This window comes from Micromonospora sp. RV43 (genome assembly GCF_001029515.1).
Taxonomy (GTDB): Bacteria; Actinomycetota; Actinomycetes; order Mycobacteriales; family Micromonosporaceae; genus Micromonospora; species Micromonospora aurantiaca.
In genome coordinates this window covers 21,121-32,563 of record NZ_LEKG01000003.1, presented here as the reverse complement: position 1 = coordinate 32,563, position 11,443 = coordinate 21,121, and the positions used below count along the sequence as shown (strand labels likewise).

General features: G+C 72.3%; 9 protein-coding genes. 5 read left to right on the top strand and 4 right to left on the bottom strand.

Going from position 1 to position 11,443, the window contains the following annotated elements:
* The first annotated feature begins 107 nt into the window (after positions 1-107).
* The 5 genes from ABD52_RS01860 to ABD52_RS01840 all read left to right on the top strand — a co-directional run bounded on the left by ABD52_RS01860 (position 108) and on the right by ABD52_RS01840 (position 6,493).
* Complete coding sequence (locus ABD52_RS01860) at positions 108-1,598, top strand: CoA-acylating methylmalonate-semialdehyde dehydrogenase (protein ID WP_030271370.1); 1,491 nt, start codon at positions 108-110, stop codon at positions 1,596-1,598.
* 20 nt (positions 1,599-1,618) lie between these two features.
* Positions 1,619-2,950 (top strand): aspartate aminotransferase family protein, encoded by a 1,332-nt coding sequence (locus ABD52_RS01855; RefSeq protein ID WP_047890549.1) that lies wholly within the window; start codon positions 1,619-1,621, stop codon positions 2,948-2,950.
* Between the two features lie 118 nt (positions 2,951-3,068).
* Entirely contained in the window at positions 3,069-4,199 is a 1,131-nt protein-coding gene (locus tag ABD52_RS01850) for a thiamine pyrophosphate-dependent dehydrogenase E1 component subunit alpha (protein WP_047890548.1), read from the top strand.
* A gap of 27 nt (positions 4,200-4,226) precedes the next feature.
* The gene (locus tag ABD52_RS01845) at positions 4,227-5,201 is read left to right on the top strand and encodes an alpha-ketoacid dehydrogenase subunit beta (protein WP_047890547.1); all 975 of its coding nucleotides are present in this window, start codon (positions 4,227-4,229) and stop codon (positions 5,199-5,201) included.
* Positions 5,202-5,215: 14 nt separating this feature from the next.
* Positions 5,216-6,493, top strand: coding sequence for a dihydrolipoamide acetyltransferase family protein (locus tag ABD52_RS01840; protein ID WP_047890546.1), 1,278 nt, complete (start codon positions 5,216-5,218; stop codon positions 6,491-6,493).
* Positions 6,494-6,570: 77 nt separating this feature from the next.
* Here the strand turns inward: ABD52_RS01840 and ABD52_RS01835 are convergent, their stop codons facing one another.
* The 4 genes from ABD52_RS01835 to ABD52_RS01820 are packed head-to-tail and all read right to left on the bottom strand — an operon-like array spanning position 6,571 to position 11,439.
* Positions 6,571-8,871 (bottom strand): arylsulfatase, encoded by a 2,301-nt coding sequence (locus tag ABD52_RS01835; protein ID WP_047890545.1) that lies wholly within the window; start codon positions 8,869-8,871, stop codon positions 6,571-6,573.
* Positions 8,872-8,879: 8 nt separating this feature from the next.
* Positions 8,880-9,635, bottom strand: a complete 756-nt coding sequence (locus ABD52_RS01830) for an SDR family NAD(P)-dependent oxidoreductase (RefSeq protein ID WP_013475388.1) — start codon at positions 9,633-9,635, stop codon at positions 8,880-8,882.
* The gene (locus ABD52_RS01825) at positions 9,632-10,456 is read right to left on the bottom strand and encodes an ATP-binding cassette domain-containing protein (RefSeq protein WP_013288205.1); all 825 of its coding nucleotides are present in this window, start codon (positions 10,454-10,456) and stop codon (positions 9,632-9,634) included. The genes ABD52_RS01830 and ABD52_RS01825 overlap by 4 nt, the downstream gene beginning before the upstream one ends.
* Complete coding sequence (locus tag ABD52_RS01820) at positions 10,453-11,439, bottom strand: ABC transporter ATP-binding protein (protein ID WP_235437303.1); 987 nt, start codon at positions 11,437-11,439, stop codon at positions 10,453-10,455. The genes ABD52_RS01825 and ABD52_RS01820 overlap by 4 nt, the downstream gene beginning before the upstream one ends.
* Between the last annotated feature and the right edge of the window lie 4 nt (positions 11,440-11,443).

Genomic DNA, 11,443 nt, shown 5'->3' with positions numbered 1-11,443 from the left:
TCCCGCGGACGGGAACGACACAGTGCCCATTGCCCGGACCTGGGGAAGCACAGATGATCCCGGGCATGACCCAGACAGCACCCGGCACCGCGCCCGCTCCCGTCCCGCTGGAGCGGGTGACCCACTGGATCGACGGCAAGCCGTTCGCCGGCGTCACCGAGCGTACGGCCCCAGTTTACGATCCGGCGCTGGGCGCGGTCCGGACGGAGGTGCCGCTGGCCTCGGTCGACGAGGTGGACCAGGCGGTCGCCTCCGCCGCCGCCGCGTTCGCCTCCTGGCGGACCTCGTCGCTGACCAAGCGCACCCAGGTGCTGTTCGCGTTCCGGGAGCTGGTCAACCGGCACAAGCAGGAGCTGGCCGAGCTGATCACGGCCGAGCACGGCAAGGTCGTCTCGGACGCCCTCGGCGAGGTCACCCGCGGCCTGGAGGTCGTCGAGTTCGCCTGCGGCATCCCGCACCTGCTCAAGGGCGGCTACTCCGAGGGCGTCTCCACGAACGTGGACGTCTACTCGATCCGGCAGCCGGTCGGCGTCTGCGCCGTCATCTCGCCGTTCAACTTCCCGGTGATGGTCCCGATGTGGTTCGTGCCCATCGCCATCGCGGCGGGCAACACCGTCGTGCTCAAGCCCAGCGAGAAGGACCCGTCCGCGTCGCTGCTCGTGGCCCGGCTGTGGGAGCAGGCCGGCCTACCCGCGGGCGTCTTCAACGTCGTACACGGCGACAAGGTCGCGGTCGACCGGCTGCTGGAGCACCCCGAGGTCAAGGCGGTGTCGTTCGTCGGCTCCACGCCGATCGCCCGGTACGTGTACGAGACCGGCACCCGCAACGGCAAGCGCGTCCAGGCCCTCGGCGGCGCGAAGAACCACATGGTGGTGCTGCCGGACGCCGACCTCGACCTGGCCGCCGACGCGGCGGTCAACGCCGGGTTCGGCTCGGCCGGCGAGCGGTGCATGGCCATCTCGGCCCTGGTGGTCGTCGAGCCCGTCGCCGACGATCTGGTGGCCCGGATCCGGGAGCGCATCGCCACCCTGAAGGTCGGTGACGGGCGGCGCTCCTGCGACATGGGTCCGCTGGTCACCAAGGAGCACCGCGACCGCGTCGCGTCGTACCTCGACGCGGGTGTCGAGGCCGGCGCCGAGCTGGTGGTGGACGGCCGCGACGTGCGGGCCGACGGCGACGAGTCCGGGTTCTGGCTCGGGCCGAGCCTGCTGGACCGGGTGTCGCCGGAGATGAGCGTGTACACCGACGAGATCTTCGGGCCGGTGCTCTCAGTGGTGCGCGTCGGCAGCTACGACGAGGCGCTCGCGCTGGTGAACGCCAACCGGTACGGCAACGGGACGGCCATCTTCACCAACGACGGCGGCGCGGCCCGCCGCTTCCAGAACGAGGTCGAGGTCGGCATGGTCGGCGTCAACGTGCCGATCCCGGTGCCGATGGCCTACTACTCCTTCGGCGGCTGGAAGGACAGCCTCTTCGGCGACTCGCACGCCCACGGCGCCGAGGGCGTGCACTTCTTCACCCGCGGCAAGGTCGTCACCTCCCGGTGGCTCGACCCCAGCCACGGCGGCATCAACCTCGGCTTCCCCGAGAACGTCTGAGCAGCGGAGAGAGAACGCCGATGAGCAGCAGCGCACAACGCACCTACGAACTCGACCGGGCGCACGTCTTCCACTCCTGGTCCGCCCAGTCGCTGCTCGACCCGATGGTGGTCGAGCGCGCCGAGGGCTCGTACTTCTGGGACGGCGACGGGAACCGCTACCTGGACTTCTCGTCGCAGCTCGTCAACACCAACATCGGCCACCAGCACCCGGTGGTGGTCGCGGCGATCCAGGAGCAGGCGGCCCGCCTGTGCACGATCGCGCCGTCGTACGCCAACGACGCCCGCGGCGAGGCGGCCCGGCTGATCACGGAGCTGACCCCGGCCGGCCTTTCCAAGGTGTTCTTCACCAACGGCGGCGCGGACGCGATCGAGCACGCCGTCCGGATGGCCCGGCTGCACACCGGCCGGCCGAAGGTGCTGTCGCAGTACCGCAGCTACCACGGCGGCACCCAGACCGCGGTGAACCTCACCGGCGACCCGCGCCGCTGGCCCAGCGACAACGGCACCGCCGGGGTGGTGCACTTCTTCGGCCCGTTCCTGTACCGGTCGGAGTTCGGCGCCACGACCGAGGAGGAGGAGTGCGCGCTCGCGCTGCGCCACCTCGAACGCGTCGTGGAGATGGAGGGCCCGTCCACCATCGCGGCGATCGTGCTGGAGACGGTGCCGGGCACCGCCGGCATCATGCCGCCACCGCCGGGCTTCCTCGCGGGCGTACGGGAGCTGTGCGACAGGCACGGCATCCTCTACATCGCCGACGAGGTGATGGCGGGCTTCGGGCGTACCGGCGCCTGGTTCGCGCTGGACCACTACGGCGTGACGCCCGACCTGATCACCTTCGCCAAGGGCGTCAACTCCGGTTACGTCCCGCTCGGCGGTGTGGTGATCGCCGAGCACGTCGCGGAGACGTTCGCCACCCGTGCCTACCCCGGCGGCCTGACCTACTCCGGTCACCCGCTGGCCACCGCCGCCGCCGTCGCGACCATCAACGTGATGCGGGACGAGCGGATCGTCGAGAACGCCGCCACGATCGGCGCCGACGTGCTGGGCCCGGGGCTGCGCGAACTCGCCGAACGGCATCCGAGCGTCGGTGACGTCCGCGGACTCGGCGTGTTCTGGGCGCTGGAACTGGTACGCGACCGCGAGACGAAGGAGCCGCTGGCGCCGTACGGGTCGTCGTCGCCGGAGATGAACGAGGTGCTGGCCGCGTGCAAGCGCGGCGGCCTGGTCGCGTTCGCGAACTTCAACCGGATCCACGTGGTGCCCCCGTGCACCGTGTCGGAGACGGAGGCCAAGGCGGGCCTGGCGATCCTCGACGAGGCGCTGACACTCGCCGACCGCCACACGGTCTGAGGCACTGCCCACCACCGCCCGCCGGGTCCACCCCGGCGGGCGGTCCCGTATCCGAGAGATCCGCGAGACGGCCGGCGACCCCGGTGACGCGGAGACCGACGCACCCAGAAGGTGACGAATGACTACCGTAGATCTCGCCGACCCACCGGTCACCAACCCCTTCACCGGCACCACCGACCTTCCGCGTACGTCCGAGGGCTGGACCCAGCTCGTCACCCCGGACGGGCGCCTGCACCCGGACGTCGACGCCGACCGCGACGCCCTCGGCCGCCTCACCCGTGACCTGTACCGGGGGATGCGGCTCGCACGCCGCCTCGACGACGAGGCGTTCGCGTTGCAGCGGCAGGGCGAGCTGGGCCTGTGGCTGCAGTGCCGCGGCCAGGAGGCCGCCCAGGTCGGCTCGGTCGCGGCGGCACGCGCCGACGACTACGTCTTCCCGAGCTACCGGGAGCACGCCGCGGCGCTGTGGCGCGGCATCGGCCCGGCCGACCTGCTGCGGCAGTGGCGCGGCGTCGCGCACAGCGGCTGGGATCCGGAGCCGTACTCGTTCCACATCTACACGCTGGTCCTGGCCGCCCAGCTGCTGCACGCCACCGGGTACGCCCTCGGTGTGCAGCGCGACGGCAGCGACACGGTGGTCGTGACGTACTTCGGTGACGGCGCCGCGAGCGAGGGCGACGCGAGCGAGGCGATGAACATCGCCGCCGTCAACGCCGCGCCGATGGTGTTCTTCTGCCAGAACAACCAGTGGGCCATCTCGACGCCGACGGCGTCGCAGACGCGTACCCCGATCCACCGGCGCGGCGCCGGATTCGGCCTGCGCAGCGAGTGGGTCGACGGCAACGACGTGCTGGCGGTGTACGCGGTGACGTCCGCGGTGACCGAACACGCCCGGTCCGGCGCCGGCCCCGCGATCGTCGAGGCCACCACGTACCGGATGGGCGGGCACAGCACGTCGGACGACCCGACCCGGTACCGCACCGACGACGAGCTGGCGGCGTGGCGGGCGCGGGATCCGCTGGCCCGGGTGGAGGCGCTCATGCGCGCCGAGGGCTGGAGCGACGAGGCGTTCCTCGGCGGGATCCAGGCCGAGGCGGACGAGCTGGCCGACCGGACCCGCCGGGAGTGCCTGGCGCTGACGGCGCCGGACCTCGCCGACGCCTTCGCCACAGTGCTGGCCGACGTGCCCCCGCTTCTGCGGGAGGAGCGCGACGCGTTCGTCGCCTACCGCGCCTCCTTCCTCGACTGACGCCCGCCCCGATCGGAGAACTCGTTCATGCTCACTCTCTGTCAGGCACTGAACTCAGGCCTTCGCCGTGCCATGGAGGACGACGACAAGGTCCTCCTGATGGGCGAGGACGTCGGCCGGCTCGGCGGCGTCTTCCGGGTCACCGACGGTCTCCAGAAGGACTTCGGTGAGGCCCGGGTGGTGGACACCACCCTCGCCGAGTCCGGGATCGTCGGCACCGCCATCGGGCTGGCGCTGCGCGGGTACCGCCCGGTCTGCGAGATCCAGTTCGACGGCTTCGTCTACCCCGCGTTCAACCAGATCGTCTCCCAGCTCGCCAAGATGCGGGCCCGCACCGGCGGCCGTACCGCCCTGCCGGTGGTGGTGCGCATCCCGGTCGGTGGCGGCATCGGCGCGGTGGAGCACCACAGCGAGTCGAACGAGGCGTACTTCGCGCACACCGCCGGGCTTCGGGTCGTCTACTGCGCCAACCCGGACGACGCGCACTGGATGATCCGGCAGGCCGTCGCCGGTGACGACCCGGTCATCTTCTACGAGCCGAAGCGACGCTACTGGGTCAAGGGCGAGGTCACGCCCGAGGAGGCCGGGCCGCCGCTGCCGCTGGACCGCGCCCGGACCGTGCGGCCGGGCACCGACGTGACGCTGCTGACGTACGGCGGCACTGTCGCCACCTGCGTCGCCGCCGCCGAGGCCGCGGCGCAGGAGGGCCGCGACATCGAGGTGATCGACCTGCGGTCCATCTCGCCGCTGGACGTGGCCACCGTCGAGGAGTCGGTGCGCCGCACCGGCCGGGCGGTGGTGGTCCACGAGGCCCCCACGTTCGCCGGGTTCGGCGCCGAGGTCGTCGCGCAGGTGACGAGCCGGTGCTTCTACTCGCTGGAGGCGCCGGTCGAGCGGGTCGGCGGATTCAACCTGCCGTACCCGCCGGCCAAGGTCGAGGAGGAGTACCTGCCCGACCTGGACCGGATCCTCGACGCCGTCGACCGCGTCCTGGCCGCGTGAAGGGAGAGGTACCAGTGAGCGTTCAGCAGTTCCGTCTGCCCGACGTCGGCGAGGGCCTCACCGAGGCCGAGATCGTCACCTGGCGGGTCGCCCCGGGCGATCCGGTCGGCCTCAACGACGTCATCGTGGACATCGAGACCGCCAAGGCCGTGGTCGAGCTGCCCAGTCCGTACGCCGGAGTGGTGGATCGCCTCCTGGCCGGGGAGGGGCAGACAGTCGAGGTCGGCTCGCCGATCATCGCGATCCGGACCGGGGACGGCTCGGACGCCCCGGATGCCGCGCCGGCCGCCGCATCGCCGCCGGCCGAGGAGCCCGCCGAGGAACGTACCGCGGTGCTCGTCGGCTACGGGGTGTCCGCCCAGGCGCGGACGCGGCGGCCCCGTCGCGCCACACCGTCCGTCCGGCCGGCCGACACCTCCCGCCCGGCGCACACGTCCCGGCCGCCGGTGCTCACCAAGCCGCCGCTGCGCAAGCTCGCCAAGGACCTCGGCGTGGAGCTGGCGGACGTCCGCGGCAGCGGCCCCGACGGCCGGATCACGCGCCAGGACCTGCTCGACCACACCACCGGCCCGGCGCCGGTGGCCGACCAGCGGCGGGACGAGCGCCTGCCCGTGCGCGGGGTGCGCAAGGCGACAGCCGCCGCCATGGTCGCCAGCGCGTTCACCGCGCCGCACGTCACCGAGTTCCTCACCGTCGACATGACAGGCACCGTCGAGTTCGTGGACCGGCTGAAGCAGGACCCTGCCTTCCAGGGGGTGAAGGTCAGCCCGCTGCTCGTGGCGTCGCTGGCGGTGCTGGACGCCGTCCGCCGGCATCCGGACGTGAACGCCAGCTGGGACGAGGAGAACCAGGAGATCGTTCGGTTCGCCGACGTCAACCTGGGCATCGCCGCCGCGACGCCGCGCGGCCTGCTCGTGCCGAACATCAAGGCCGCGCAGAACCTTCCGGTACGCGATCTCGCGGTCGCCCTGAACGAGCTGGCGAGCACCGCGCGGGAGGGCCGCACCCGTCCCGCCGACCTGTCCGGCGGGACCATCACCATCACCAACATCGGGGTGTTCGGGGTGGATGCCGGCACCCCGATCCTCAACCCGGGTGAGGCGGCGATCCTCTGCCTCGGCGCGCTGCGCCGGATGCCGTGGGTGGTCGACGAGCAGGTCGTTCCCCGGTGGACGGCGCAGTTGTCGCTGTCGTTCGACCACCGGCTGGTGGACGGGGAGCTGGGCAGCCGGGTGCTCGCCCACGTCGGGCGGTTCCTGGAGGACCCGCTCTGGGGCCTGGCCCTGCGCTGAGGCCCCCGACAGACGGACGGCGCGTGGACGGACGAGGAGGTCCGTCCACGCGCCGTCGTCGTACGCGCGGGCGCGCGTCAGTCCACCACCTCGAACCCGACGCCGGCCGACGGACGCGGCGCGACGCCGCCCGCCGGCGCGATGGGCTCGCCGACGTCCTCGGACGCGGCGAGCCGGAACCGCACGTACTCCAGTTCGCCGGAGAACTCGTGCCGGGCCGGGTAGCTCTGTGACACCGGCGAGTGGATGCTGCGACCGACGTCCATGCCGGCGAAGCCGTGGAAGAACGGCAGCAGGCGCGGGAACAGCGCCTCCCCCGCCGCCTCGCCGTCCACGTACAGGCGGCCGGTGCCCTGGCAGTCGGCCGTCTTCGTCAGCTCGAAGGTCAGCTCCACCGGGCCCAGCGGCAACTCGCCCTCGGACCGCAGCACGTAACGGGTACCGAGGTGGTTGTACTCGTACACCAGGTGGTTGTCCTTGATGTGCAGCACGTACCCGCCGCTGACGTTGCCGAGCACCACGATCACGCCGCCCTGGGTGGCGTCGGTGCGGTGCACCCGCGCGGTGATGGCGTGCGAGCGGTTCATCGTCGGCGGCACCGCCGCGCCGGAGATCGTCGGCACGCCGGCCAGGTAGGTGAAGTCCAGCCGGTCCCGCACCGAGCCGGGGCGCGGCACCCGGGCCCGGATCGCGAATCCCCTGTCGTCCAGCGGCAGCACGTCGTAGCGGGCCGCCTCGATCCAGAACTCCTCGATAAGACGCCGCAGCACCTCCGGATGCTCGGCGGCCAGGTCCCGGCTCTCGGTCGGGTCCTCGTCGATCCGGTACAGCTCCCAGCGGTCCTCGTCCCAGGAGGTGCCCCGCTCGTGGAACGCGACAGCCTTCCAGCCCTGGTGGTAGATGCCGCGGTGGCCGAACATCTCGAAGTACTGGCGGTCCCGCGACGGCGGCGCCGCCGGGTCGCGCAGCCCGTCGCGGAAGCTGCGGCCGTGCAGCGGCATCTGCGGGATGCCCCGGCGCACCGCCGGCGGCTGCACCCCGACCAGGTCCAGCACCGTCGCGGTGACGTCGATGCTGTGCTGGAACTGCGTCCGCACCTGCCCGCCGGGTACGTCACCGGCCGGCCAGCTCAGCACGAACGGCACCCGCACCCCGCCCTCGTGGGTGTGCTGCTTGTAGCGGCGGAACGGGGTGTTGCTGACCTGCGCCCAGCCCAGCGGGTAGTTGCTCTGCGCCCGCGGGCCGCCGATCTCGTCGATCCGGTCCAGGCTGTCCTGGAGGTTCTCCGGCACCCGGTTCTGGAACGCGGTGGGGTTGAGCGTGCCGAGCGGCGTGCCCTCGGGGCTCGCGCCGTTGTCCGACATGACCACGAAGATCGTGTCGTCCAGCCGGCCGATCCGCTCCAGGAAGTCGACCAGGCGCCCGAGCTGGGCGTCGGTGTGGTCGACCATCGCCGCGTACGCCTCCTGCATGCGGGCGAACAGGCGCCGCTGCTCCGGCGGCACGTCGTCCCACGGCACGACGCCCGGGTTGTGCGGCGGCAGCGGCGCGTCCGGCGGGATGATGCCCAGCCCGATCTGCCGCCGGTGCCGGTCCGCGCGGATGACGTCCCAGCCGGCGTCGTAGCGGCCGCGGTACTTCGCCAGGTACTCCGGCGGGGCCTGGTGCGGCGCGTGCGCCGCGGCGTACGCCAGATAGAGGAAGAACGGCTTCTCCGGGGTGAACGAGGTCTGGTCCCGGACGAACCCGATGGCCCGGTCGGTCAGGTCCTCGGTGAGGTGGTAGCCCTCCTCCGGGGTGGCCGGCGGGTCCACCTGGTGGTTGTCGTACACCAGCTCCGGATAGAAGTTGTCGGTCTCGGCCTCCAGGAAGCCGTAGTACCGCTCGAAACCGCGTCCCAGCGGCCACTGGTCGTACGGCCCGGACGGCGTGGTCTGCTCCAGCGGCGCGACGTGCCACTTGCCGACCGCCATGGTGTTGAACCCGGCGTCGGCGAGCATCTCCGCGACGGTGGCGGCGGCGTGGGTGATCCGCCCCCGCCCGCTGGGGAAGCCGCTGTCGAAGTTGGACAGCATGCGCATGCCGACGCTGTGGTGGTTGCGGCCGGTGAGCACGCTGGCCCGGGTCGGCGAGCACAGCGGCGAGGTGTGGAAGTTGGTGTACCGCAGCCCGGAGGCGGCCAGCCGGTCGATCGTCGGGGTGTCGATCTCGGCGCCGAAGCAGCCGAAGTCGGCGAACCCGACGTCGTCCAGCAGCACGTACACCACGTTCGGGGTACCCGCGGCGGCCGACGGCGGCGTGCTCCAGTGCTCCGTCGACTCGCCGTAGGTGCGTCCGATGGTCCCCTCGTACGGAGGGTCCGCCAGAGGTCCGGTCACGGTACGCCTCAGCCGGCCGTCGTGCCGCCGTCGAGGACGAGCGTGTGGCCCGTGACCATGCGCGCCTCGTCGCTGGCGAGGAAGACCACCGCGTCGGCGGAGTCGCGCGGCGTCGCCATGCGGCCCAGCGGGATCGACGCCCGGAAGTTCTCCCGCGCGCTGTCCGGCACGTCACCCATCCCGCCCAGGAACGCCGAGAGCATCGGCGTCTCGGTCGCCGCCGGGGCGATCGCGTTGACCCGCACGCCGTGCGGCGCGAGTTCCAGCGCCAGCGCCTTCATCAGGCCGATGACGCCGTGCTTGGCGGCGGTGTACGGCGCGTACCGGGGGCGGGCGATGACGGCCTGGAGCGACGCGGTGAACACGATCGCGCCGCCACCGGCCTCGATCAGCGCGGGCGCGGCGGCCTGCGCGGTCCAGAACGCCCCCTTGAGGTTGACGTCGACCACGCGGTCCAGCGTCGCCTGGTCCACCTCGTCCAGCGGGCCGGTGAACGGCGTACCGGCGTTCGCGTGCATGAGGTCGAGCCGGCCGAACCGCTCGACGGCGGTCTCGACGGCGGCGCGGCAGTCAGCGGCCCGGGTGACGTCGCAGGCCACGCCCACGACGGCGGACCCGAACCCGGCGGCCGCCTCGGCGGCGCGGTCGCCGTCGAGGTCGGCGATGACGACGCGGGCGCCCTCCTCGACGAGCCGGCCGACTGTGGCCAGTCCGATGCCGCTGGCGCCTCCGGTGACGACGGCGACGCGGTCAACCAACCTCATGTGCTGCTCCTGTTGAATCGGTCCAGGAGGTCGCCGCTCAGGGTGGGCACCGCGGACAGCAGCCTCTGGGTGTAGGGGTGCCGGGGGTCGGAGTAGATCGATTCGGTGTCACCCGTCTCGACGATCCGGCCCTGGTTCATCACCGCGATCCGGTCGCAGAGGTACCGGACGACGGACAGGTCGTGGGAGACCAGGATCAGGGTCAGCTTGAACTGTTCGGCCAGGTCGGTGAGCAGGTTGAGGATCTGCGCGCGCACCGAGACGTCGAGCGCGCTGACCGGCTCGTCCCCCACGATGACCTTCGGCCCGGCCGCGAGGGCGCGGGCGATGGCGATGCGCTGCCGCTGGCCGCCGGAGAACTGGTGCGGGTAGCGGGTCACCGCCTCCTCGGGCAGACCCACGGAGTGCATCAGCTCGGCGACGCGGGCCCGGTGGTCGCCGGGCAGGCGCAGCGCGCGCATCGGCTCCGCGATGATGTCCGCGACCCGCATGCGCGGGTTCAGCGACGACATCGGGTCCTGGAGCACCATCTGCACGTCGCGGCGCAGGAACCCGAGCCGCCGCTCCGGTACGCCGCTGATCCGCTGCCCCTGGTAGAACGCGGTGCCGGAGGTCGGCTGGTCGAGTGCCATGAGGATGCGCGACAGCGTGGACTTGCCGGAGCCGCTCTCCCCCACGATGCCGAACGCCTCGCCCTCGTGGACCTGCACGCTCACGCCGTCGAGCGCGCGGATCGGCCGGCCCGGCGTACGCAGCGACCGCCGCGGGGCGCGGTACTCGCGCACCACGTCGACGGCTTCCAGCAACGGGGTGGTGGTCATGCGCTGGCCTTCCCGCTTCCTAGGGGCTGGTCGCTCTCGATCGGGTGGTGGCAGGCCGCCCGCTGGGTGCTGCCGGGCGGCGCCGTCAGCAGCGGCACCGTGCCGCAGACGTCGTCGGCGCGCGGGCAGCGGTTGCGGTACACGCAGCCGGTGGGGAACGACCCGAGCGACGGGACGCGGCCCGGGATGGTGGACAGCCGGCCGCTCCCGTCGGTGCTCTCCAGCACCGTGGACGCCCGCAGGCCCGCCGTGTACGGGTGCCGGGGCGAGTCGAACACCGTCGCCACGTCGCCGTGCTCGACGATCGAGCCGCCGTACATGACGAGCAGTTCCTCGCAGATGCTGGCGACCACCGGCAGGTCGTGGGTGATGAGCAGCAGCGACGCGCCCTCCTCGCGCACCAGCGTGTCCATCAGCCGCAGCATCTCCGCCTGCACCGTGACGTCCAGCGCCGTGGTGGGCTCGTCCGCGATCAGCACGGCGGGGTCGCACGCCAGCGCGATGGCCAGGACGACGCGCTGGCGCTGGCCGCCGGAGAGCTGGTGCGGGTACTTGCGCGCGGTGCGGTCGGGCTCGGGCAGCTGGACCCGTTCGAGCAGTTCGACGGCCCGGGCCGAGGCCGCCGCGCGGCTCATCCCCTTGTGCAGCCGCAGCGACTCGGCGACCTGGTTGCCGACCCGCATCAGCGGGTTGAGCGCCGTCATCGGCTCCTGGAACACCATGGCGATGTCGTTGCCGCGGACCGCGCACATCTGCTTGTCGGACAGGTCGAGCAGGTTACGGCCGTTCAGCAGCACCCGGCCGGACGCTGTCACGCCGTGGGGCAGCAGGCCCATCAACGCGAGCGCGGTCAGGGACTTGCCGCAGCCGGACTCGCCGATGAGTCCCATCCGGCGGCCCGGCCCGATCTCGAACGAGACGCCCTTGACGGCCTGGATGTCGTGGACCTCGACGACGAGGTCCTCCACCACGAGCCCGCTCACGCCG